General features: G+C 61.7%; 19 protein-coding genes and 1 tRNA gene. 2 read left to right on the forward strand and 18 right to left on the reverse strand.

What is annotated here, in order from left to right:
* Positions 1 to 6 precede the first annotated feature (6 nt).
* The 8 genes from HH303_RS04360 to HH303_RS04395 are packed head-to-tail and all read right to left on the reverse strand — an operon-like array spanning position 7 to position 9,856.
* On the reverse strand, positions 7 to 444 hold the full coding sequence (locus HH303_RS04360; RefSeq protein WP_169623957.1) for an SRPBCC family protein: 438 nt from the start codon (positions 442 to 444) through the stop codon (positions 7 to 9).
* A gap of 3 nt (positions 445 to 447) precedes the next feature.
* Complete coding sequence (locus tag HH303_RS04365; protein WP_169623958.1) at positions 448 to 2,517, reverse strand: flotillin family protein; 2,070 nt, start codon at positions 2,515 to 2,517, stop codon at positions 448 to 450.
* 13 nt (positions 2,518 to 2,530) lie between these two features.
* On the reverse strand, positions 2,531 to 3,367 hold the full coding sequence (locus tag HH303_RS04370; RefSeq protein WP_169623959.1) for a phosphoenolpyruvate hydrolase family protein: 837 nt from the start codon (positions 3,365 to 3,367) through the stop codon (positions 2,531 to 2,533).
* The gene (locus HH303_RS20245; protein ID WP_169623960.1) at positions 3,354 to 5,609 is read right to left on the reverse strand and encodes an ABC transporter permease; all 2,256 of its coding nucleotides are present in this window, start codon (positions 5,607 to 5,609) and stop codon (positions 3,354 to 3,356) included. Before HH303_RS20245 ends, HH303_RS04370 begins: the two co-directional genes overlap by 14 nt.
* On the reverse strand, positions 5,602 to 6,471 hold the full coding sequence (locus HH303_RS04380) for an ABC transporter ATP-binding protein (RefSeq protein WP_169623961.1): 870 nt from the start codon (positions 6,469 to 6,471) through the stop codon (positions 5,602 to 5,604). The genes HH303_RS20245 and HH303_RS04380 overlap by 8 nt, the downstream gene beginning before the upstream one ends.
* 35 nt (positions 6,472 to 6,506) lie before the next feature.
* Entirely contained in the window at positions 6,507 to 7,754 is a 1,248-nt protein-coding gene (locus HH303_RS04385; protein ID WP_169623962.1) for an ABC transporter substrate-binding protein, read from the reverse strand.
* Between the two features lie 19 nt (positions 7,755 to 7,773).
* Positions 7,774 to 8,844 (reverse strand): branched-chain amino acid ABC transporter permease, encoded by a 1,071-nt coding sequence (locus tag HH303_RS04390; protein ID WP_169623963.1) that lies wholly within the window; start codon positions 8,842 to 8,844, stop codon positions 7,774 to 7,776.
* A gap of 1 nt (position 8,845) precedes the next feature.
* Positions 8,846 to 9,856 carry a branched-chain amino acid ABC transporter permease gene (locus HH303_RS04395; protein ID WP_169623964.1) on the reverse strand — a complete coding sequence of 337 codons (1,011 nt, stop codon included), beginning with the start codon at positions 9,854 to 9,856 and terminating at the stop codon, positions 8,846 to 8,848.
* A gap of 592 nt (positions 9,857 to 10,448) precedes the next feature.
* Between HH303_RS04395 and HH303_RS04400 the strand changes: the two genes are divergently transcribed.
* The gene (locus tag HH303_RS04400) at positions 10,449 to 11,156 is read left to right on the forward strand and encodes a FadR/GntR family transcriptional regulator (protein WP_169623965.1); all 708 of its coding nucleotides are present in this window, start codon (positions 10,449 to 10,451) and stop codon (positions 11,154 to 11,156) included.
* Complete coding sequence (locus tag HH303_RS04405; protein WP_169623966.1) at positions 11,156 to 11,818, forward strand: hypothetical protein; 663 nt, start codon at positions 11,156 to 11,158, stop codon at positions 11,816 to 11,818. The genes HH303_RS04400 and HH303_RS04405 overlap by 1 nt, the downstream gene beginning before the upstream one ends.
* A 3-nt stretch (positions 11,819 to 11,821) precedes the next feature.
* On the opposite strand, the gene HH303_RS04410 is transcribed toward HH303_RS04405, so the two are convergent.
* The 10 genes from HH303_RS04410 to thrC form a co-directional block, all read right to left on the reverse strand.
* On the reverse strand, positions 11,822 to 13,546 hold the full coding sequence (locus HH303_RS04410; RefSeq protein ID WP_169623967.1) for a phosphoenolpyruvate hydrolase family protein: 1,725 nt from the start codon (positions 13,544 to 13,546) through the stop codon (positions 11,822 to 11,824).
* Between the two features lie 228 nt (positions 13,547 to 13,774).
* Positions 13,775 to 13,850, reverse strand: a tRNA-Lys gene (locus HH303_RS04415).
* Between the two features lie 107 nt (positions 13,851 to 13,957).
* On the reverse strand, positions 13,958 to 15,112 hold the full coding sequence (gene rodA, locus HH303_RS04420) for a rod shape-determining protein RodA (RefSeq protein ID WP_169623968.1): 1,155 nt from the start codon (positions 15,110 to 15,112) through the stop codon (positions 13,958 to 13,960).
* Entirely contained in the window at positions 15,112 to 17,106 is a 1,995-nt protein-coding gene (mrdA, locus tag HH303_RS04425) for a penicillin-binding protein 2 (RefSeq protein WP_169623969.1), read from the reverse strand. Before mrdA ends, rodA begins: the two co-directional genes overlap by 1 nt.
* The gene (mreD, locus tag HH303_RS04430; protein WP_169623970.1) at positions 17,103 to 17,645 is read right to left on the reverse strand and encodes a rod shape-determining protein MreD; all 543 of its coding nucleotides are present in this window, start codon (positions 17,643 to 17,645) and stop codon (positions 17,103 to 17,105) included. The genes mrdA and mreD overlap by 4 nt, the downstream gene beginning before the upstream one ends.
* Before the next feature lie 38 nt (positions 17,646 to 17,683).
* Positions 17,684 to 18,592 carry a rod shape-determining protein MreC gene (gene mreC / locus HH303_RS04435; protein WP_319637308.1) on the reverse strand — a complete coding sequence of 303 codons (909 nt, stop codon included), beginning with the start codon at positions 18,590 to 18,592 and terminating at the stop codon, positions 17,684 to 17,686.
* An 85-nt stretch (positions 18,593 to 18,677) separates the two neighbouring features.
* Entirely contained in the window at positions 18,678 to 19,721 is a 1,044-nt protein-coding gene (locus HH303_RS04440) for a rod shape-determining protein (RefSeq protein WP_169623971.1), read from the reverse strand.
* Between the two features lie 244 nt (positions 19,722 to 19,965).
* A complete protein-coding gene (locus HH303_RS04445; RefSeq protein WP_169623972.1) occupies positions 19,966 to 20,568 on the reverse strand; it encodes a GNAT family N-acetyltransferase in 603 nt (200 codons plus the stop codon).
* A gap of 20 nt (positions 20,569 to 20,588) precedes the next feature.
* Positions 20,589 to 21,851, reverse strand: a complete 1,263-nt coding sequence (locus tag HH303_RS04450) for a M16 family metallopeptidase (RefSeq protein WP_169623973.1) — start codon at positions 21,849 to 21,851, stop codon at positions 20,589 to 20,591.
* Positions 21,851 to 23,257: a threonine synthase gene (gene thrC / locus HH303_RS04455; protein WP_169623974.1), complete on the reverse strand. Its 1,407-nt coding sequence runs from the start codon at positions 23,255 to 23,257 to the stop codon at positions 21,851 to 21,853. The genes HH303_RS04450 and thrC overlap by 1 nt, the downstream gene beginning before the upstream one ends.
* Between the last annotated feature and the right edge of the window lie 11 nt (positions 23,258 to 23,268).

Raw genomic sequence — 23,268 nt, forward strand, 5'->3', positions numbered from 1 at the left:
GCCGTTTCAGCCCCCGAACCGACGCTTCAAGTTATCGAACGCGGCCTGGAACACATTGGTCCCGATAGTCGACACAAGGTCGTTTTCGGCGGCGGGGTCGCAGTCGAATTCCGCCGTCCATTCCGCGAAGGTCTTGTTGCCGTCGGTGATCGGCGCCAGCCGCAGGGTCGCGACATAGTTTTCGACCCCCATCGGGCTTTCCAGGATGGCATAGGTGACGGTGAAATCGTAGTCGGACAGAGCCAACAGTTTCTCCCGCAGGAACCCGCCGTCCTGCAACCGGAAGGCCCTGACGCAGCCGATCTGGTCCGCCGGTTGCCCGCCTTCGATCCGGCTTTCCGCAACTGCCGGAACCCAGTCCGGCAGCGCATTGAAGTCTCGGACGGAATCCCAGATACGGTCGGCAGGCGCCCCGATGACGGAAGATACGTAGACCTTGGTCATGGCCTAGCTATCCTCCGACTTCTTCGGTGCAGCGACTTCCTTGCCGGTCCCGCTATTGGACCCGCCCTTATTGGCCACGTCCTTGGCCAGGCTGGCCGCGTCTTTCGCCGACCGGAAGATATCGCCCATCTTCGACACGCCCGCGTTTTCGATGCCGATTTCCTTCATCATCTCATCGATCAACGGGGCCTGGGCACGATAACGCAGGGCGCTCTCGATCACCTCGTCCGTCGGGCTGCGGGATCCGCCGCCCGAACCGCCAGTCAGGCCGTCGACATGCAGAATCTTGATGCCCTCGATCTTTTCCATCGGACGAACGCTTTCGCGCACGATGCCTTCCAGACGGTCGATCATCTTTTCGCGCAGGCGGCCCGCACGGGCATCCTCGCTCAAGATATTTTCCGCCTCGTTCCGCAGACGCTGCGCTTCCGCCGCAACGGCCGCGGTCAGCTTGTCGGCTTCCGCCGCGATCCGCGCGGTATCCGCATCCTTCGCCGCGATCAGACGGTCGACAGCAGCCAGACGTTCGGCAATTTCCGTCTCGCGGACGGTGGTGACCTTCTCCGCCGCCGCAATGGCCTTCGCCTTCGCGCCTTCCGTTTCGGTCTGGGACGCCGCTTCTTCCGCGGACTTCTTCAGAACTTCGATCCGACCCGCAATTTCCGCCAGTTCGATCGCCATTTCCCGTTCGACGTCCAGACGGCGCAGATCGCGCTGCTGAATGATGCGGGCTTCTTCCAAACCGCGATCGGAGGCAATGCGCGACCGCTCCACTTCCTCACGGGCCGCGATTTCCGCCTCTTCAATGGATTGACGCTGGGCAATCTGCTGCGCGCGCAATTGGCGATCGCGTTCGATCCGGGCCTTGTCGAGAACCTGATCCAGCGCGATCCGGGCCGTGTCGGTATCCTTCTGCGCGGCGATGCGCGCCGTATCCAATTGCTTACCGCGTGCAATCTCGCGGGTTTCGGTTTCCTCCTCCGCGATGATCTGCGCCTCCCGAAGCTGCCGCTGGGACAGGATACGGGCACGCTCGACATCCTCATTGGCCGTGATTTCGGCGCTTTCGATATCGTGGCGCTGCTGAATCTGTTCGTGCCGCAAGGCGCGTTCCTGGGCAATCCGGGCGCGTTCGATTTCCTCATGCGCCTTGATTTCCGCCTCTTCCAGCGCCCGGCGCCGCTCAATTTCGAAACTGCGCGTTTCCTGCTGGCTGGCGATGCGGGCCTTTTCCGCCTCGCTTTCGTTGGAAACCTGCGTCCGCAGGATTTCCGCACGCTGTTGGGCCCGCAGGGCTTCTATGGCGCGCTGCTGTGCCAGTCGCGCGTCTTCGCTTTCCTGTTCCAGTTTCAGGGTTTCGCGTTCCGCCTCCAGATTGCGGGCACGGATCGCCAGCATGGAAGATTGCTCGATATCGTTGCGAAGCTTGCGCCGCGCTTCGATCGTTTCGATCAACTGGGTCAGACCTTCCGCATCGAACCGGTTGGACGGATCGAAAAATTCCAGATGCGTCTGGTCCAGATCGGTAATGGCGACCGATTCAAGTTCCAACCCGTTCTGCGCCAGGGCGGACGCCGCGCGTTCCTCAACGGTCGCCACGAAATCGCCGCGCTTCTCATGCATCTCATCCAGGGTGCGTTCCGCGGCGACGGAGCGCAGCGCCCCGATGAACTTCCCGGACAACAGACCGGACAATCCGTCCGCATCCAGCGTTCGCCGACCGAGGGTCGAGGCTGCCGCCGCCACCGCGTCCTTCTTCTGGACGACGCGGACAAAGAATTCCGCTTCGATATCGACGCGCATGCGATCGCGGGTAATGACCGCCTGTTCCTTCGTCCGCGTGATCGGGATCCGCACGACGTTCAGATTGACCGGCGTCACCTCGTGCACAATCGGCAGGACAAGCGCCCCGCCGTTTATCACGACCTTTTCCCCGCCGAGGCCGGTACGCACGAAGGCGACTTCCTTCGTCGATCGGTGATACAGCCAGTTAAGCAGATAGACGACCACCACGATCGCGATGATCGCCACGATGAGCCACAGGATAATGCTCCCTATCAGGCTTCCCGTCATGATCCGGTCCTCCCTATTTCGCCATTTTGACGGCCTTGAAGGCCTTGGTCTGTTCTGTGAGCGCGACTTCCGTCGGCAGCCTTTCCATCGAAGAGGCACCGTAGAAGCCATGACAATTTTCCGTCCGGGTGAGGACGTATTCGGCATCCGCGGGCATCGCGACCGGCCCGCCATGGACGAGGATGATCGCGTCCTTGTTTACCTTCAGCGCCGCCGCGGCCCAGGCATCGACCAGTGCCGGGCAATCTTCCAGCTTCAGCGACGTTTCCGCGCCGATGGATCCGCCGGTCGTCAGCCCCAGATGGCAGACGATGATATCGGCCCCTGCCGTCGCCATGGCGGCCGCATCGTCCTCGCAGAAGACATAGGGCGTGGTCAGAAGATCCTTTTCGCGGGCCATCCGGATCATGTCGACTTCCTGGCCATAGGACATGCCCGTTTCTTCCAGATTGGCGCGGAAAGTACCGTCGATCAGGCCGACCGTCGGGAAATTCTGCACGCCAGAAAAACCGATGGCCTTCACCCGATTCAGATAGTCGTCGAAGATGCAAAATGGATCGGTGCCGTTCACGCCCGCCAGAACCGGCGTCTTCTTCACCACCGGCAAGACCTCATGACCCATTTCCATGACGACGTCATTGGCATTGCCATAGGCCATCAACCCCGACAGCGAGCCGCGCCCCGCCATGCGGTAGCGACCGGAATTGTAGATCACGATCAGGTCGATGCCGCCCGCTTCCTCGCATTTCGCGGACAGGCCGGTCCCGGCACCGCCGCCGACGATGGGCGTGCCCGCCTTTTTCATCGCCTGAAACCGTTCCATCAGGTCCTTGCGTTCAAATCGCGGCATGTCGTTGGGTCCTCTTCATCGGGTGTACGTCTTCCAATGCGTCGGCCGCCGCCTGGGCGAAGGCCGGGTCGTTGATGTGGTAGGGCAGACGGATCAGCTTCCGGTCCACCGTTTCGCGGAAGGTTGCCGCGATCGCGTCGAACAGGGCCTTATCCGCCTCCGGCGAATGGAACGGCTGTCCCGGCGCATCCAGGGCGGAAACGCCCCCTTGCGGGATAAGGAAGCGAACCGGGCCGGTCATCTGGTTCAAGCGCCCGGCGATCCATTCGCCCATCCGCCTGTTTTCGTCGGGCGTCGTGCGCATCAAGGTGACTTGCGGATTATGTTCCACAAAGGTCCGGCCCTGATATTTTTCCGGCACCGTCGCGCGGGGACCGAAATTCACCATATCCAGCGCCCCGACGGAACCGACATAGGGAATGCGCGTGCGAATGAATGCGCCGAAGCGGTCTTCGGTCGCCGCGAAAACGCCCCCCATCATCATGTCGCAGACTTCGGTCGTGGTGAGGTCCAGGGCTGCGGTCAGCATGCCGCTATCCGCCAGCTTTTCCATCGACTGGCCGCCCGTGCCCGTCGCATGGAAAACCAAACAATCGTAGCGATCCTCAACCAAAGAAACGACCTGTTGCACGGCGGTGGTCGTGACCCCGAACATGGTCAGGCCGAGACCGGGCTTATCGCCCTCATTCGCGGCGTCCCGACGCTTGCGCCGTTCCGAGACCATTCCGGCGAGCGCATTCGCGCCATTGGCCAGGACTGTCCGGCTGATCCGGTTCAATCCCTGCACATCGGTGACGGAATACATCATCATGATATCCGCCGGACCGACATATTGGCCGACATCGCCGGAGGCCACGGTCGAAATCATCACCTTCGGAATGCCGATCGGAAGCGCCCGCATCCCCGGGGTCACCAGCGCGGTCCCGCCGGACCCACCGGCGGAAATCAGGCCCCCGATCCCGCGTTGCCGTACCAGCCAGGCCTCGAACGCCTCCGCCATGGCACGCACGGATTCGCCGCGATCGCCGGTGAAGACACCCGCTGCGCCGCGCCGGTGATAGGCCGCGACGACATGCGGCGGAATATCCGCCGAAGACGGTTTCCCGCTGGTCGACAGATCGACCGTCCGCGCCGCAAGGCCCATCGCCTTCAGCCGGTCGCGGATGAACCCGAGTTCCCGGCCCTTTGTATCGAAGGTGCCCACGACATAGACCGCATCGCCTTCCAGCGCCTCCAGGCGGGTCGGCGGTTCCCGGTAGACCGGTTCCGGCACGCTGTCGAATGGCCGCGACGGCGGGCCCGGTTCGGAACCGCCGGTGCCTTCGCGCCATGCCGCCCCCGACCAGCGTGTCGGCGGAACATAAACCTGTTTGTTTGGTTTCATCGCCGTCGCCATCGGCGTCAGGTCTTCGGAAACAGGCTCCGGCGATGCTTCGCCGCTGGTCGGCTCAGCCTCCGTCGCGGGCGGCGGCGTGAGTTCCGCGACCATGTCGGCATCATCATGGGAATGGCGGCCGACCCCCAGCAACCGTTCCTGCAGGGCGCGATCCGCGGCCAGTTCCTTGGCAGGCATGGTGCGGCTGATACGTCCGTTCACCATGATCCCCACATCCTCGGAAATCGAGGTCGCGACGGCGATATTCTGCTCGATCAGGAGGACCGCGACATCACTTTCCGCCGCCAGGGTCGCCAGCAGCTTTTCGACCTGATCGACGATAACGGGGGCAAGGCCTTCCGTCGGTTCGTCCAGGACCAGAAGCTGCGGGTCCTGAAGCAGGGCACGCGCGATGGCCAGCATCTGCTGTTCCCCGCCGGACAGTTGCGCCCCACCGTTGTTCCGTCGTTCCGCCAGGCGTGGGAAGGTTTCGTAGACCCGGTCCACCGACCAGGACCCGCTGCCGCTGTCGAACAGTTTCAAATGTTCATGAACGGTCAGGGACGGCCAAAGACGGCGCCCCTGCGGCGTGTAGCCGATCCCTTTCTGCGCGATCTTGAAGGACGGAACGCCGACAAGTTCCTCCCCCCGGAAACGGATCGATCCGCGCCGGATGGGCAGCATCCCCATAATCGCATTGCACAGCGTGGTTTTGCCCATGCCGTTGCGCCCGACGACGGCATGCACACCCGCATCCAGGGTCAGGTCGACGCCCTGCAAGGCGTGCGACTGACCGTAATAGACATGCAGCCCCTTGACCTGAAGGATCGGCGCATTGGCGTTCCGGCGGTTCGTGCGATCAGCCACGGCTGCCTCCCGTCCGATCCTGGGCGGTATAGTCCTGCCCAAGATAGAGCTGCTGCACTTCCGGGTCGTTTTCGATTTCTTCGGGCGTGCCTTCCTTAAAGATCCGACCGTTGTGCATCATGGTCACGCTTTCCGCGACGCGCAGTGCGACGTCCATGTCGTGTTCGATGATGATGAAGCCTATATGTTCCGGCAGTGCCTGCAGAATTTCGACCAGTTCCGTACGTTCCGTCGGCGACAGGCCCGCGGCCGGTTCGTCGAACAGGATCAGGCGCGGCGCGCCGGACAGGGCCAACGCGATTTCAAGCTGGCGCTGCTGGCCGTAGCTCAATTCCGCGACCATCGTGTCCCGGCGGTCGTCCAGATGGACGGCATGCAGCAGCGTTTCCGCCATTTCCATGGCCCCGTCGTCCTTCTTCGGTCGCAGCAGGGAAAACCGACCGCGCCCGACGCCCCGACAGGCCAGGAAGATATTGTCTATGACGCTGAGCCCATTGAAGAGCAGCGAGATTTGGTACGTCCGGCGAAGGCCGCGACGAATCCGCTCATACGCCGGCAGAGTCGTCACGTCCTCCCCGAACAGACGCACGCGACCGGTGGTCGGCGGAAAGTCGCCGGTGATCGCGTTGAACAAGGTGGTCTTGCCCGCCCCGTTGGACCCCAGGACCGCGCGGCGTTCACCCGCACGGACGGCCAGATTGATATCCGCCAGAGCGACCAGCGCACCGAAATGGCGGCTGACGGCCTCCAGTTCCAGGGCGAACCGCCCCGTTTCCTGAAGCCGGGACAGCGCATCCGTTCCCCGGTTCTGCTCCCGGTTCCGGCCCCGCTTCGGGCTGTGCGTGATATCAATCTGTGCCATCGGGCAATTCCTATACTGCTACCGATCCGACCGGCTTATTCGCAGGACGGGTTTTCGCGACCGACCTGGCCGTATTTCAGGAAGTCGTCATAGGACAGACCCAAGGTCTGGCTGACCTGCGGGATGACCTTGATCGTCTTGTTCACCAGATTGCCGTCCGGACCTTCCACGACTTCGGTCAGGAAGATGTCGGCAATCGCCTGACGGCGTTCGTCCAGGGACACCATGCCGGTCGGTGTATCGAAGTTGAGCTTCGACAGCGCCGCCCGGTATTTCGCACCGCCGTCCGACAGATCCCCGCCGACTTCATCCAGGGCCAGCAGCGCGGCCTTGGTGTTGATGTAATAGGCATGGGCGAACAGCGACGGCGACGGGAAACCGTCTGGGAACTGCTTCTTGTACGCATCGACATAGGCCGCCCAGCGCGGGTCGTCCCAGGTGTCCGAAACCGGACCGGCGGACGGTGTGCCGATGATGAAATCGCGCGTCCGGCCCTTGGACCCCAGAACCGTCTGGTCCACGGTGATAGAACCGCCGATCAGCGGCAGTTCGCCGCCGGCCTGTTCGTATTGCGTCAGGAAGTTGACGGCATCCGCGCCGCCCAGCGCGACATAGATCGCGTCGACATCATCCGGCAGCGCGGCGATGACGGACGAATAGTCCTTGTTGCCGATCGGCACCCAGAAGCGCGCGTCCACCGGGGCATGACCGCCCAGACGGCAGAACGGCTCCAGGAAACCGAAGACCTGCGTGTAGGGGAAGGAATAGTCTTCCGCCAGAACCGCGACCTTGCGATAGCCTTTCTCGTTATAAACATACTCGCCCAGACCGGCCATCCACTGGGCCCCTTCCGTCGAGAAACGGAAGAAATTGTCCGCCGGATTGCGCAACGTCGTATCCTGCGCCGCCGACGACCCGTTCACGAAAGTCACATCCGGCTGGGTCTTGGCGTAATCCTTGACCGCCAGGCCTTCCGACCCGGACAACGGCCCGACGAGAATTTGAACGCCGTCCTGTTCCACCAGCTTGCGGGTCGCCCGTACCGCGCTGTCCGGGGAAGCGTCGGACGAACCGGTGACCAGTTCGATCTTCTTGCCGCCCGCCGTGTAGCCGAATTCTTCCAGCGCCATTTTGACGCCGCGCATGCCGTCCTCGCCCAGGACGGTAAATGCGCCTTCGAGCGTCGCCAGGGCGCCCATCTTGATCGTGTCCTGCGCCATTGCGGGGCTGGCAACCGCCGCCACCGCCGCGGCCAACAATGTCCTTCTCGCTATCTTGAACATCTTCAACCTCCCTAAATCGTTATGGTGATTGTTCGAGAGAACCGGGGGAATTCCGGTCGCCCCGTGTTTCACGGCCGTCTTTCGTGGAGACGGCGTGCGGAAGCCGGATCTTTGTCTTGAACCGGTTCCAAAGCCCCAGAAGTCCATCGGGGGAGAACAGGACCACGAGCAGGAACGCCAGACCGATCACGGTGTTGAAACGTTCCCGATCGATGAGGTCGATCGCAAAATTTTCCAGAAGCACAAAGGCAATCGCGCCGAGATAGGGCCCGATCGGGCGGCGCATACCGCCGACGACAGCGATGACCAGGATATCGATCGCCACGTCGATCCCGACGGAACCGGGCGAAATCCGGCCATTGAACCAAACAAGCAGGACGCCCGCCGTTCCGGCAATCAGGCCGGACAGGAAATACGCGGCAACGCGATGCAGCGTGACGTCGTAACCCAAAGCCCGCATCCGGCGGGGATTGTCCCGGATTGCCTGCAGACTGAGGCCGAAGGTCGACCGTGCACCATAGGTCACGGCGAAGAAGAAGAAACCGGAGACGACCAGCGTCAGGTAATAGAACGGTGTCGCATCGCGCCAGTAGACGCCCAGCAAGGTCGGCGGTTCAATCCCCGCATATCCTGTGAACCCGTTGAACAGCGCATAGTTCTGCCGCACGAAGTAGAAGAAGGCGACGGCGATGGCGAGGGTGATCATGATCGTATAGATCCCCTCCGTCCGGACCGCGATGGCGCCGATAAAGGCACTGAACAGCGCCGCCGTCAGGATCGATGCGATGACGGTCAACCACCACGGCCATCCCAGCCCCATGACGCCCATGCTGTTTTCGCCCAGGATCGCCATCATATATCCGGCGACGCCCGCGACCGTCAGCTGCGCGAGGCTGACCATGCCGCCATAACCGGCCAGCATCATCAGCGAAAGGCCGATCGTCCCGAGGATCAGAGAATAGGCACCGATCTGGAATACGAAGAAATCGGACGCGAACCAGGGATAGGCCAGCAGGAATACACCGGCCACGATCATCGCGGGATGAAGCCCGAACGGATGTCCGGTATCGGTGCGGGTCAGACGGAACATGTCAGCGCCCCCCCATGATGCCCTGCGGGCGCACGGCCAGCACGACCACCATGATCAGGAAGGTCAGCACCACCCCGTATGTCGGGAAATAGGCGAGCCCGAACTGTTCCGCCAAACCGATCAGCAAGGCCCCGATCGCCGCGCCGGAAACGGAGCCCAGCCCGCCGACGATGACGACGACGAGCGACGCCAGCAGGTATCGAATATCCTCCCCCGGCGCGATGGAAAGCGCCGTGCCGCCGACGACGCCGGCAAAGCCCGCCAGCCCGGCCCCGATCGCGAAGACCAGGGCGAAGACCAGTTGCACATTGACGCCGGACGCGGCCAGCATTTCCCGGTCGTTCACACCGGCGCGGATCATCATGCCGATCCGCGTCCGGTTCAGGAACAACCACAGACCGATGCCGACCCCGACGGCCGCCGCCAACACGGCAAGGCGGTAGACGGGATATTTCACGAAAACGGCGTCGCCGGACGATTTAAGGACGGATACGATCGGCAGGGTCGCCGCCCCGAACAGCCATTCCGGCGGCTGGAACTGATAGGTCGTCCCGGTCCAGATCGCCAACATGATATCCGCCGCAACAATCGAAATACCGATGGTCACCAGGGTCTGGCGCAGATCGTCCCCTTCCATCCGGCGGAAAATCAGCACCTGCAGCAACACGCCGCTTGCGGCGACCGACAGGAAGGCAACGGCGAGTCCCAGGAACCAACTACCGCTGGCATCCGCGACCTCGTAACCGATATAGGCGCCCAGAAGATACATGGAGCCATGCGCCAGATTGACGTTGCGCATCAGGCCGAAGACCAATGTAAAACCGCTCGCCACCAGGAAGTAGAGGCCGCCGAGCGTGATCCCGTTCAGCAACGTGTTTACGAAGGTCTTCTTCCGGCCGATGGCGTCGACCAACCAATCCGGCCATACGGCAAAAATCATCCACAGACCGACGGCAAGCATCAGCCCGATGACAATCGCCCAGAAGGTGTGCCGTTCAATGAAACTGCGCATCGGTGCCACCGTCTCCGTCCGTACGGGAAGATACGGCGGACCACCTGCCGGCCCGACGGGACCATGGCATCCGATTACTCCTCCCTGTCGCGCCGCATCCTCGCGGCACAGCGATTTTTCGCGCGTCCGATCGGTCTAAATCGAACTCCCGGTCTGTCGCCGGTTGCGTACTGTAGCTTGACCCGTCTCCAATCGCGCCGCAACGGGCGGATTTAATTATTTGGGTAATTTTGGGTATTCTATGTACCAAATTTTGCGATTCCCCGGAGTCTTGCACTGCAGCAAAAAACCCGGAAAAACCGCCTTTATATGTTCCTCTTTGGGAGAACACGCCGCGTGAACGGCCCCAAACAACCCGCATTTCCGCCACTTCCACCCTCACAACTGATCCAATTATTGAACCAATTCTCTATTTATTGGGTTCAATAGAACCAATATGGTTTATTTAATCAAGAAGATTTCACAATTTTTTTGACAAACTAGACCAATTGAACCTATTCTAATCCCAGAAACATCCCGTGGTTCTCTTGGATTTTCGGCACTCCGCCGCCGCACACGGGCATTGGACGACAGGGTAAGGACCAGAAACCGGATGTCGGTGACACTTTCCGTCAGAATCGCCGATCAACTGCGCAGCGACATCCAGGGCGGGGCGTTTTCCCGTGATGGACGCCTGCCGACGGAACGCGATCTTGCTGCACGATTCGATGTTGCCCGTAACACGGTCCGCCGCGCGATAGAGAACCTGCGGGATGAAGGGTTGGTGGTCTGCCATGTCGGACGCGGCACCTTTATCGCCCGCCAGGACACTTTCCAGACCGCGTCTCTCGCCTCTACGGCGCCGTCTCTTGCCAAGGCATTGTCGGCAACCGTGATCGCCGATATCAGCCCGCGTGACTTAATTGAGGCCCGTCTGATGATTGAGCCCGCGGTGGCCGCCGCCGCCGCCGCCAATGCGACGGAAGGCGACATCCAGAAACTCCTTCACGCCCAGGCCGCCTCCGCCGCGACCGAGGAAATGGAGGAGTTCGAGCATCACGATGCGGAAATCCATAAGCTCCTCTTCGCCATGGCACAGAACCAGGTCGTCATTCTGGTCGACGATATGCTGGCGTCCCTGCGGGCGAATGCCGACTGGCTTGCTGCCAAGCGCCGGGCCTATTCGCCCGCGTTGAAGGCGCGTTACGTCGCGCAACATGCGGATATCATCGAGGCTATTCGTCAGCGATCGCCGAAAGCCGCACGGGCGGCGATGGTTGTCCATTTGGAAGAAGTACGCCGCGTTCTGCTGGAACTCTGATGCCGGTTCTGACATGGGAAATCGCCGCACGAGCGCCGTCGGAATCGCTGCCGTCCCGGATTGTGACGGAACGCCCGCCGCTGCCCCCCGACCGTTTCCCGCCGGAAATCGGTCTACTGTTACCCGCCGCGCGTGAAGGGAACGGTATTCAATCCTTTATGACCGACATGCCCGACCCGGGAGGTACGGCCGTCGGGATGTTCTTGGCCAATCCATTTCTAAATGTGTCCCGAACCGCCCGGCACCTGATCGACAGCGGCATTCAATGGATCAGTAACTTTCCCAGTATCGATCAACAGGACATCGACTTCGGACAACAATTGGACGATGTCGGGTTGGACCGGACCTTCGAATTCCGAACGCTGAAAACCTTTGCCGACACGGGACTCAAATCCCTGGCCGTGTTGTGCGATCCGGCAGGCGTTCCAGGGGCATTGGCGTCCCGGCCCGCGGCGGTCCTGACCGTCCCCCGGGTAGCGGACTTTGCGGCGGGCCTTCCATCGATGCGCTATCGGGGCACCCTCGCCGATACGATCATGGCGGCACTGCGCGAGGCTGGCTGGAACGGGCCGGTTCTGGCAATCGGGACACGGATCGAGGCCACCTCGCCGACGCTTTGGCCTGATATGATCGATGGATTGCTGCTGCGCCCCGCGCCGTAAGCTTCAGCCGGACAAGCCGTACCGCTTGATCTTGTTGTAGAGCGTCTTGCGCGACATGCCGAGAGATTCCGCCGTCCGGCTTCGATTGAAACCGTTCCGCCAAAGGGCATCCAATATGCGTTCCTTCTCCCCGCCCCGCGCGACCCGGCCCGCCGCCCCGCTAACCGGATCGGATGCCGCCAACCGCGCCAGCACCGCGTCTTCCGGGATCGGACCGGACCGCGCCATTGCCGACAGATCGCCGATGACGGCGTCCAACTCCGCCTCGTTTCCCGGCCAGGCATGCGCGGACAAACGTTGTACCGCCGCCGCGGTGAAGGCAGTCCGTGTCAGGGACGGCTTCCGGTCTTCCAGCAAATCGAACAGGTCTTCCACACGTTCGCGCAAAGGCGGCAGGCGTAGCACGTTCCCGCCGACGATATCGAGAAGCCCTTCGTCCAATCCGGAAATCGGCATCCCGGGCACTTGATCCGCCTGTTGTTCGTGGATCAAGGCAACACGCGGCAAAACGGGAAGTCGCCTCCACGTGCCGGGCGCACGAAACGCCCCATCCGCAAGCGCCCGCGCCAAACGCCGCTGAACCGTCAGAGGCAACCGGTTCACATGACGGATGGTCAACAGCCCGACAGCGGGATCGGCAAGGCCCGGTCGACGCTTTTCCACCGTATCCCGGTGCCCGAACAACAGCGTCCGAGCCCGTCCGGGATGCTCTTCCGCGCCGACATCGATCCCTACGACAGATCCGTCCTTTTCCTTCTGCAATGCGGACAAGACGGTCGCCTCCGGGCTTCCCCGCTCGACAATCAGCAAAATCGGTCCGTCCGATTCCTGGACCAGCTTCAGCTTTCGTAGAAACTCGATCAGCGCCGGGGAACGGCCCTTGAACCCGTTCTGTCGCCCCCAGCTCAACAGGCGTTCTGTTTGCATGTCTCTCGCGTTCCGGCTACGGCTCGCGTGCCGAAACCTGTCGATCTGATCGGCAATCGACGCTTCCAACGGCATCCGTTCGAAGGTGGATCCCCCGACATAACCGTCTATGTCGGTTAGGCGGTTCACCCGCGACAGGTCCTCCGCGGTCTCAATGGGCCCGCCTTCCAACAAAAACCGCGTCTCCGGATTGATCTTTTTGACGAGACGCCCGACCTCTCGCGCCACAGAGGCGACTTCTTCCAGTGAGGCACGGCGTCGATGACCGACCATACCGCCGACATTCCACCCCAAATTCAGGCAGATCATGTCGATCCCGGCATCCGCCGCCAGCCGCGCCTGCATGCGCGTGGCACAATAGAACATGGCCGTCATGCCGCGATCCTGAACCGCCCGCAGCAAGGCGACTTCCGCCTCGATACCGCGGCCCGCAGCGGACAACAATTGCTGCATCGGCCGGGAGTAATGCATGCCGCTTGGAAAGTTCGTAACCCCCGCGAAACCGGACGCACTCACGGATTCCGCGAGGCGCTCGACATCCCAGTCCGCGTCCCATACGGCACAGCCCAACAGCACCGGCACTTTGCAACGTGGCAACAGTTCTTCCTCGGCAAACGCGCGCGTCAGCCGGTTCGCATCGAAGATCGGCAACATGCAGGCAATCGACGGCGCCCCCATCGCCCGCAAGCGACCGGCATTGATCGCCAACAGAAAGTCGACACCGCCGCGTTCCGCCGCAAGCGCCGTACTACCGGAGCCGATGGCCGCGCCGATTAAAAAGTCTTTGTGCTTCCGGCTCATCCGAATCTTCGCCTGAGGGGCATCACGATAAATGTCAGCGCCAGCCTAGATCGGAAATGTCGGAAGATCACTTCGATACAAGGCTCCACGACACGGAAAGCGCACTGTTCCACCACGTCTCATATCGGAACCGAGTAATACCGATTGCGACCATACCTACAAAGCAAAGCCGCCGACGCCGCCATACAGACGCAGGCGGCACTCTCATTGAAATTAATTAGGGAGAAGTGGTGGGCCATGTAGGATTCGAACCTACGACCTGCCGATTAAGAGTCGGATGCTCTACCAACTGAGCTAATGGCCCACATGTCCGGATCGTCACGGACCGCGGGGATATACAGACTGGATTCCGGCTTGTCGAGCCCCATTCCGACCGTTTTCGGAAAAAGTACCGACGGCGGACCCGATCTTTCAGCCGCCGGCGTCGCCCTGTCGGCCGATGCGGATATCGCGATGCACATAGACGTTCATGATCAGGGCGAAACCCAGCATGACCGCCATCAGGGCGGACCCGCCGTAACTGACCAACGGCAGGGGCAGCCCGACGACCGGAATGACCCCCATTACCATCGCGATATTGATAAAGACATAGAAGGAGAAGGTCACCATGCAGCCCATCGCGAGCAGACGCCCGAACTGGCTTTTTGCGCGCAGGGCGACGACGAAGCCATAATACATCAGGATCAGATAAAGCCCCATCAGCACCAGACAGCCGAGCAGCCCGAATTCTTCCGCCAGCATGGTGAAGATAAAGTCGGTCTGCTTTTCCGGCAGGAAGTTGAGATGGCTTTGCGAGCCCTTGGTGAAGCCGCGCCCGCTGATGCCGCCCGCCCCCATCGCGATCTTGGACTGCAGGATGTGATAACCGCTGTTCAGCGGATCGGATTCCGGATTCAACAGGACCAGAATGCGTCGTTTCTGATAATCGTGCAGCATCCCCCAGATGAAGGGGCTGGAGGCCACGATCGCCCCGCCGATCAAGGCGAATTTCCACCATCGTACCCCGGCCAGGATAAACATGACGGCCCCGCCGCCGGCGATCACGATCGCGGTGCCCAGATCGGGCTGCCGCAGAACCAAGAGCATCGGCGCCGCGATCAGCAAGGCCGGTGTGATCAGATACGTGACGCGGCCCACATCTTCATAGGACAGTTTGTGGAAGTAGCGCGCCAGGGCCAGAACCAAAACGAATTTCATGGTTTCGGACGGCTGGAACGTGCCCAGGAACGGGATCGAAATCCACCGCATCGCACCGCCGCCCATGGCGCCCTTCACCTCCACGAAGATCAGGAGCATCAGATTGAGCGCGTAGACGACATAAGCATATCGCAACACGACCCGGATATCGGTGACCGCGAGGACCAGCATGGCGACGGCAAAAACAGCGTATTTCGAGAATTGGCGGCTGGCCCAGGGATCCCAACTGCCATTCGCGGCGGAAAACTGCATGGCGAGGCCGACTCCGACGCATAGGCCGACCAACAGCCACATGGACCAGTTGATCTGAAATATCTTCTGGATCAGCGTCAGTTCAGGCTGGCGCAATTCCCCATGCCGTATTGCCATCAGCCCGTCCCATCCTTAGGCCCCGCACCGCCGGAATCGGCGGTTGCGAAGCCTTGCAGGCGCAGCACCTCCTCCAACAGATCGCGGGCGATCGGGGCGGCGGCGCGAGAACCGCCTTCCGCGTGTTCGACGACAACGGATACCGCATAACGGGGATTGTCCACAGGCGCGAAACCGACGAACAAGGCATGATCCCGAAGGCGCCACGCAATGTCCTCGCCGCTTCGGATGCCTGCATCGCGTTCCGCCTGGGAAATCCGGCGGACCTGACTGGTTCCCGTTTTGCCGCCCATGGTGAATTCCGACAGGCGCAGGGCCGATTTCCGTGCCGTCCCCCGGTCGCCGTTGACGACCTCGTCCATCGCATGGCGCAGAATATCCAAATGTTCCTGCCGAAATCCCAGGGACGGGAAGGAATCCGCCGTCGGACCGCTCCCCGCAAGGGTGGCGGTTGCCTCGCTGAGGCTGGTGGCCGCGTTTTCCACCTCATGGTCGAAGCGCGACGCCGTCGTGACCGGGCTGTCCGCATCCTGAATCGGATTCCCGTCGGTATCGAACCCGTCGACCGGATAGGCGAGGCGCGGCACGACCGCGCGCCCGCCATTGACCAGACGCGCCGTCATAATCGCCAATTGCAGCGGCGTCGTCAGCACGAAGCCCTGTCCGATGCCGACGACGAGCGTTTCGCCCATATGCCATGGTTGACCGCGGGCTTCCCGCTTCCATTTCCGGGTCGGGATCAAGCCGGCCTTTTCCCCCAGGAGCTCGATCCCGGAGGCCGCCCCCAGGCCCAGCCGGTTGGACACTTCCGCAATCCGGTCGACGCCGACGCGCCGGGCGACGTCGTAGAACCAGACGTCGCAGGATTGGGCGATCGCCGACGTCATATCCATCGAACCATGCCCGTGGCGCTTCCAGCAATGAAAACGGCGGTCCCCCAGTTCCATATGCCCGGGGCAATAGACGGTGTGGTCGGGACCGATGCCGTTTTCCAAGGCCGCCAGAGCCACCGCCATCTTGTAGGTCGATCCCGGCGAGTATTGACCCGCGATCGCCTTGTTGGTCAGCGGTCCATACGGGTTTTTCACCAGCTTTTCCCAATCCGACGCACCGATGCCTTCGCTGAATGCATTCGGATCGTAAGCCGGGACGGAAACCAGCGAGAGGATATCGCCGTTGTGAATATCCATGACAACGGCAGAGGCCGCCTTCTCGTTACGCAGCCGCGCGCCGGTGAAGTCCTGCAGACGCATATCGAGCGTCAGGCGAAGCTCCCGCCCGGGATGACCTTCCTGACGGTCAATCTCCCGGATAACACGGCCCAGAGCGTTGACTTCGACCTTGCTGGTCCCTGCAGTCCCGCGCAAGGCGAGGTCATAGTGCTTTTCGATGCCGTTCTTGCCGACCTTGAAGCCGGGAAGCTCCAATAACGGGTCGCCGGACAAATCCTTTTCCGTCACGCCGGACACATAGCCGACGACATGCGCCATATGTTCGGCATAGGGATAGTGTCTGGATTGACCGACATCGATACTGACCCCCGGCAGGTCCGGCTGATTGACGCCGATCCGGCTTACTTCCTGCCAGCTTAAATTCTCGACAACCGTGATCGGAACGAAGGCGAGACGCCGTTCCGCCTCCCGCATTACGCGTTGGGCGGTGTGTTCGTCGATATCGATCAGCGTCGCCAGCTTCCGCATCACCGCCGCGACACCGCCGGCGCTTTCCGCCTGTTCCCGTACCAGAACGACGCGATAGTTGTGGATATTAATCGCAAGGTAATCGCCGTTGCGATCGACGATGAAGCCGCGCGGTGGGGCGATCAGCCGGAAGTTGATACGGTTTTCTTCGGCCAATGTCGCATAGCGTTCGCTTTCCACCACCTGCAGGTAATAGAGCCGCGCCGCCAATCCGCCCATAACGAGGGTCTGGCCGCCAACAAAAAGGGCCGCGCGCCTGCTGAAAACCCGTGTTCTGGTCTTTTCCGGATTCATGCATCCAACTCCCGCACCGGAACCAGCTTATGCGCCTGGCTGAGCAGCGCCGCAAAGGGAGGATACAACAGAATGGTGAGAACCCAAGAAATGCCAGCCCCTTTCGGGTCGATCCAGGCATTCAACACAAACATGTTCGATATCCAGGTCAGCAGCGCCGCCCCGAAGGCGATCAGCATGAAGCCCCACCAGACGACACCGAAGCTCTTGCCGTGAAAGAACCGTCGTTGGGACACGACGACCAAATAGGACAGCAACAGGATAAACGACGTGACGCCGGGGGCCGACCCGATCAGGAGGTCCTGAAACAGCCCGATCGCCAAGATGAAGAAGCCGCGCAATAGATCCGGTCGGTAGATCGACCAATAATAGATCGCGATCAGGGTCAGCGCCGGGGCGACCAGGGCAAACATCGGCAGACGGCTGGGCACCGCGCTCAACACGACGCACATCAAGGCCGTCAGCAGCGGCAGCAAGCCTCTGGCGAAATGGTCCATCCTTGCGAGAAGGCCGCTTCTCATCGTCGTCGCGAATGCCATGTTTCTACCGAAAAACGTATCGTCAGCCCAAATCCGCCTTATGGGCGGACTGGGCGCATATCTGATCCGACGGACCGGGTCGGCGCCACGCCCTGCGGCGCGGAACCGAGAATACCGTCGAGACCGAAATCCATCAGGCGGACCAATTCGGGCCGCTCATCGGAAGAATAAAGTTGTACGCGCACACCGCTTTCGTCCGCCGTCGCAACCACCCCGATCGGCAGCCCCGGCGGGAAGGCCCCCGCATCGCCGGAGGTGACGACACGCTGGCCCGGTTGCAGGTCCGAATTCGCGGCGCCGTAGATCAGGCGCGGAAAGGCGGTGTTGTCCCCGGCGAGAATGGCACGGGCACGCGAGCTTTCAATCTGCACCGGCACACGGCTGTTAAGGTCCGTCAGCAGCAGGATGCGGGACGAATGCAGCCCGACTTCCGCGACACGGCCGATCAGACCCGTTCCGATCACGGCGGCCTGCCCCTTCCGGGCGCCCTGGATTTCACCAACATTCAACAGCAAGGACCGAACAAAGGTCCCGCCCGTACCGATGACGCGTCCCGTCACGAAGCGCTTCACCGTTTCGCGCCGAAATGTCAGAAGCTCACGCATCTGCGAATTCTCGACCTCCAGACGGCGAGCGACGGCCTGCCATTGCATCAGGCGTTCGACTTCCTGCCGCAGGCGTTCGTTTTCCTGATAGAGATAGAGAAGATCGTAACCGTGTTCGACCAGCGCGTTCATCGCGTCGACGGGTCTGACAAGAACGTCCAAGATCGGCGCGGCCGCATCCGTGACCTGCATCCGCGCCCGCTCAAAGGAGTCGGGATCCGTCCGACCCAAAACCATCAGGGCGATGGAACACGCCAAAAAAATGAGAAAGACAGCCCGCTGCGCAAATGTCCGAAGCGGCTGCGCCGTTCTGGTATCCGGCCCTTTCGCGCGTTTCGCCACCTTGGCGTCGCCCCTCTCGCTTCCGTCCCGGCCCAATCACCCGATAACCGAAGCCCGCGATCCGAACGGACCGCACGGCAGCGGCTTAGTTGTACATGCTGATCAGCACGTTCTTCAGCGTCCGCATCTCCTCAAGGCACCGCCCCGTCCCCAGTGCAACGCAGCTCAACGCTTCGTCGGCGATGGAAACAGGCAGGCCCGTTGCATGACGGAGCACGTAATCCAAATTGCGCAACATGCCGCCGCCACCGGTCAGCACAATGCCCTTGTCCACAATATCGGCGGCCAGTTCCGGCGGGGTCTGTTCCAGCGCGACCTTCACCGCCTCTATAATGGCGCCGACCGGCTCGGCTAGGCTTTCGGCGATCTGCCGTTCGGAGATATTCAGCTCCTTCGGCACGCCGTTCATCAGGTCCCGGCCCTTTATTTCCATAATTTCGCCATCGCCTTCTTCCGGCGGACAGGCGGAACCGATCTTCTTCTTGATGCGTTCCGCGGAGCCTTCCCCGACGAGGAGGTTATGGTTGCGGCGGATATAGGCGATGATGGCTTCGTCCATCTTGTCGCCGCCGACCCGCACGGACCGCGAATAGACGATACCACCCAGCGACAGCACCGCGACTTCCGTCGTGCCCCCGCCGATATCGACAACCATGGAGCCGGTCGGCTCCGTCACCGGCAGGTTGGCGCCGATCGCGGCGGCCATCGGTTCCTCGATCAGGAAGACGCGGCGCGCGCCGGCGCTTTCCGCCGATTCCTGAATGGCGCGGCGTTCCACGGCGGTGGAGCCGGACGGGACGCAGACGATCACCTGCGGGCTGGCGAAGCTGCGACGATTGTGCACCTTGCGGATGAAATGCTTGATCATTTCTTCGGCGACTTCGAAGTCGGCGATAACACCGTCGCGCAGCGGGCGGATCGCCTGGATATTGCCCGGCGTACGGCCCAGCATCATTTTCGCCTCGTCACCGACGGCGAGAACCTGCTTTTTCCCCTTCACATCGGCGATGGCGACCACTGACGGTTCGTTCAGGACGATCCCGCGACCCTTGACGTAGACGAGAGTGTTGGCCGTGCCGAGGTCGATCGCCATGTCGGCGGAGAGAAACCCGAGTAACCGAGAAAACATAGTGGCAGCCTTAGCCTCCGAAACATGAAGTGCACCGCGCCTGTACCCGGCCCTTGCTGAACGACACTGTTCCGTAACCGAAATCACGGCGCATCCGGTGCGATACGGCACTAACGATTAAGCGATTGGATTACGCTGATTCAGCCTGTCCGGCAAACGTTTTTTCCCCGAATTTCCGGGCAAAATTAAGGCATTTAAGGTAAATCCCAAGCCGCCTTGCCGTCAGCCGATGGGCAACCATGCCCTATCCGTCTTGTACCGGAACCATCGGGCGGTCGTCGGTGCGAAGGATGCCGAACGTATCATGATCCTGCCATCGGCCGTTGATGCACAGATACTTTCGTGCCCGTCCCTCCGCCTGGAATCCCGCCTTGATCAAGAGGGTCCGACTGGCATGATTGTCAACGAGGCATGCCGCTTCGACGCGATGCAGGTTCAACTTGCGGAAGGCAAAGTCCAGGATGATTTGGACCGCCTCTCCGCCATAGCCCCTGCGGATAAAAGGTTCGCCCACCCAGTACCCGATACTGCCGGATTCCACGACGCCATGCCGGACATTGGTCAGGGTGATTCCCCCGACCAGTGTCCCGCCGCCATTTTCCCAAATAAAGAAACCGAAACTCGTCCCTTGCCGCCACTCTTGCGCGACCCGTCGCACACGTCGGCGATAAGCACCGGGGGTCAGCGCATCCCGCGACCAGGCGGGTTCCCAAGGTTCTAGGAAGGTCTTCGATTTGCTGCGTATATCGATCCAATGCCGCAGGTCGGCCCGCCGGGGCGGCCGCAAGGTAACGGTCGGGCCGACGAAGCTGCATCGCGGCGGTATGGGACTAAACAGTTTCAGCATCGGTAGCGCGTGCGTTGCGATCAGGCTCGCAAACGATCCGCGATACGCTCGTAAGTTTCAAGTTTCGAAACGGGACCGATGGCCGCCACGGTCGGTGCGGTGGTAAACATGCGCCGGGCCAGCGCTTGCAGCGCGGTCTTGTCGACGGCTTCAACGGCCGCAACCTGCTCCTCCACGGACATCGGGCGACCGTGGATAAGGATTTGATTGCCCAACTGGTCGGACCGTGCGCCGGAGCTTTCCCGCGCCATGATCAAGGAGGCGCGCATCTGTGTGATCGCGCGCTCGATCTCTTCGTCCGTCAACGTGTCCGCCAGCGTCGTGATCTCGTCCGCGACAACCGGGACGAGTTCGACCACATCGTCCTCTCCCGTCCCCGCATAGATACCGAACAGACCGCTATCGGCAAAGGTCCAGGCGAAGGAATAGATCGAATAGACGAGGCCGCGCTCCTCCCGGATCGACTGAAACAGCCGGGACGACATACCGCCGCCCAGCAGCGCCGATAGAACGCCCGCCGTATAGTAGTCGCGGCCTTCGAAGCTGGGGCCTTCGAACCCCAACAGCAGATGCACCTGCTCGCTGTCGCGGTCCTCCCGGTATTCGCCACCGGTATAGCGGGACGGGGTGATATCGGTGTCCCGCGCGGGACCGACCGTCTTGAATTTTTCCCGTGCCAGATCGACGAAGCTGTCGTGATCGACCTTCCCCGCCGCACACAGGACCATATTTTCCCCGGCATACCGGTTCGTCATGAAGCCCTGGATGGACTCCCGCGGCATGGCCTTGACGGTATCGACCGTCCCCAGCACGGGCCGCCCCATCGCCTGATCCGGATAGGCGACTTCCTGAAACCGGTCATAGACGATGTCGTCCGGCGTATCGAAACACTGGCCGATTTCCTGAAGAATCACACCGCGCTCGCGTTCCAGCTCCTGAGGATCGAAGCTTGGATTCTGCAGGATGTCCGCAACGATATCGACGGCCAGCGGCAGGTCGTCCGCCAGCACCTTGGCGTAATAAGCGGTGTTTTCGCGCGCGGTATAGGCGTTCAGGTGACCACCGACCGCCTCGATTTCCTCCGCGATGCGACGGGCCGTACGTGTCGCCGTACCTTTAAAAGCCATATGCTCCAGGAAATGCGCGACACCGTTGATTTCCTTGGGTTCCGCCCGCGTACCCGCGCCGACCCAAACACCGATACTGGCCGTGCCGACACCGGGCATCGAATCCGTTGCGACCCGAAGGCCGGAGTCCAGGGTGCTGACACGTGCCGTCGTCATCAGACGCCACCTGCCCGGTTGGACGCGGTGCGCACATGGTCCTGGATCGCGTTCAGGCTGTTCGGCAGCCGGATGTAGCGTTCTTCCCGGTCATACAGGTCTGACAGGAACGGCGGCAATGCTGGCCGGATGCCGGTCGCGGCTTCAACCGCATCGGGGAATTTCGCCGGATGCGCCGTCGCCGCCACCACAAGCGGCACGTCCGTTTCCGTCCGGCGCGTCCAGCCCGCGACGATCCCGATCGCGCTGTGCGGATCGACCAATTCGCCCGTGGATTCAAGAACGGCCTTCATCGCCGCCAGGGTTTCTTCGTTCGACAAGCGGTGGCCGGAGAAAAGTTGCAGCGCGCGATGCCAGCGGTCGTCATCGATTTCCAATTTGCCGGACGCCCGGAAGGTCTGCATCAGATGCGCCGTCGCGGGACCGTCCCGGTCCATCAATTCGAACAGGAGGCGTTCGAAGTTGCTGGATACCTGAATGTCCATGCTGGGCGAATGCGTCGGCACGACACCATGGACGGACATGTCGTTGTCCTGGAGGAACCGAGCCAGGATGTCGTTTTCGTTCGACCCGACGATCAGTTGCTGGATCGGCAGGCCCATCTGCCGGGCGGCATATCCGGCGAAGACATTGCCGAAATTGCCGGTCGGCACCGCAAAGGATACCTCCCGATCCGGCGCGCCCAGGGACAGGGCCGCATGGACGTAATAGACGATCTGGCACATGATCCGCGCCCAGTTGATCGAATTCACCGCCGACAGGTTCATCGTGTCGCGGAAGGCCGCGTCGTTGAACATCGCCTTCACGAGGTCCTGGCAATCGTCGAACGTCCCGTCGACGGCGACGTTATGAACGTTCATCGCCGCAACGGTCGTCATCTGCCGACGCTGAACCTCCGAGCACCGTTCAAAGGGGTGCAGGATAAAGATATCGATGGAATCGCGGTCGCGGCAGGCCTCGATCGCGGCGGACCCCGTATCGCCGGAGGTCGCGCCGACGATGCAGATGCGTTCCCCCCGCTGTTTCAGAACATGGTCGAACATCCGCCCGACCAGTTGCAATGCATAGTCCTTAAAACTCAGCGTCGGGCCGTGAAACAGTTCCATCAGCCAACTATCGGCGTTCAATTGCTTCAGGGGCGCGACGGCATCATGATCGAATCCGGCATAGGCCTCCGACGCCATATCGGCGAAGGCATCCTCGTCGATGGAATCGCCCAGGAAGGGCAGGCAGACCCGCGTCGCCAGTTCGTCATAGGGCAGGCCGCGCATCGCCCGCCATTCGTCGGCGGTGAACCGCGGCCAGTCGGCGGGCACGTAAAGGCCGCCGTCTCGCGCTAGGCCGGTCAAAAGGACATCGGCGAAGCCGAGATCCGGTGCTTCGCCGCGCGTACTGATATATCTCATGATACCGTCCC

The organism is Pacificispira spongiicola, from assembly GCF_012926505.1.
Taxonomy (GTDB): domain Bacteria; phylum Pseudomonadota; class Alphaproteobacteria; order UBA8366; family Aestuariispiraceae; genus Pacificispira; species Pacificispira spongiicola.

What these genes read in the sequence shown, in the direction of transcription:
- HH303_RS04360 (WP_169623957.1), bottom strand. Translation starts at nt 444, where the DNA reads ATGACCAAGGTCTACGTATCTTCCGTCATCGGGGCGCCTGCCGACCGT.
- HH303_RS04365 (WP_169623958.1), bottom strand. Translation starts at nt 2,517, where the DNA reads ATGACGGGAAGCCTGATAGGGAGCATTATCCTGTGGCTCATCGTGGCG.
- HH303_RS04370 (WP_169623959.1), bottom strand. Translation starts at nt 3,367, where the DNA reads ATGCCGCGATTTGAACGCAAGGACCTGATGGAACGGTTTCAGGCGATG.
- HH303_RS04380 (WP_169623961.1), bottom strand. Translation starts at nt 6,471, where the DNA reads ATGGCACAGATTGATATCACGCACAGCCCGAAGCGGGGCCGGAACCGG.
- HH303_RS04385 (WP_169623962.1), bottom strand. Translation starts at nt 7,754, where the DNA reads ATGTTCAAGATAGCGAGAAGGACATTGTTGGCCGCGGCGGTGGCGGCG.
- HH303_RS04390 (WP_169623963.1), bottom strand. Translation starts at nt 8,844, where the DNA reads ATGTTCCGTCTGACCCGCACCGATACCGGACATCCGTTCGGGCTTCAT.
- HH303_RS04395 (WP_169623964.1), bottom strand. Translation starts at nt 9,856, where the DNA reads ATGCGCAGTTTCATTGAACGGCACACCTTCTGGGCGATTGTCATCGGG.
- HH303_RS04400 (WP_169623965.1), top strand. Translation starts at nt 10,449, where the DNA reads ATGTCGGTGACACTTTCCGTCAGAATCGCCGATCAACTGCGCAGCGAC.
- HH303_RS04405 (WP_169623966.1), top strand. Translation starts at nt 11,156, where the DNA reads ATGCCGGTTCTGACATGGGAAATCGCCGCACGAGCGCCGTCGGAATCG.
- HH303_RS04410 (WP_169623967.1), bottom strand. Translation starts at nt 13,546, where the DNA reads ATGAGCCGGAAGCACAAAGACTTTTTAATCGGCGCGGCCATCGGCTCC.
- rodA (WP_169623968.1), bottom strand. Translation starts at nt 15,112, where the DNA reads ATGGCAATACGGCATGGGGAATTGCGCCAGCCTGAACTGACGCTGATC.
- mrdA (WP_169623969.1), bottom strand. Translation starts at nt 17,106, where the DNA reads ATGAATCCGGAAAAGACCAGAACACGGGTTTTCAGCAGGCGCGCGGCC.
- mreD (WP_169623970.1), bottom strand. Translation starts at nt 17,645, where the DNA reads ATGGCATTCGCGACGACGATGAGAAGCGGCCTTCTCGCAAGGATGGAC.
- HH303_RS04440 (WP_169623971.1), bottom strand. Translation starts at nt 19,721, where the DNA reads ATGTTTTCTCGGTTACTCGGGTTTCTCTCCGCCGACATGGCGATCGAC.
- HH303_RS04445 (WP_169623972.1), bottom strand. Translation starts at nt 20,568, where the DNA reads ATGCTGAAACTGTTTAGTCCCATACCGCCGCGATGCAGCTTCGTCGGC.
- HH303_RS04450 (WP_169623973.1), bottom strand. Translation starts at nt 21,851, where the DNA reads ATGACGACGGCACGTGTCAGCACCCTGGACTCCGGCCTTCGGGTCGCA.
- thrC (WP_169623974.1), bottom strand. Translation starts at nt 23,257, where the DNA reads ATGAGATATATCAGTACGCGCGGCGAAGCACCGGATCTCGGCTTCGCC.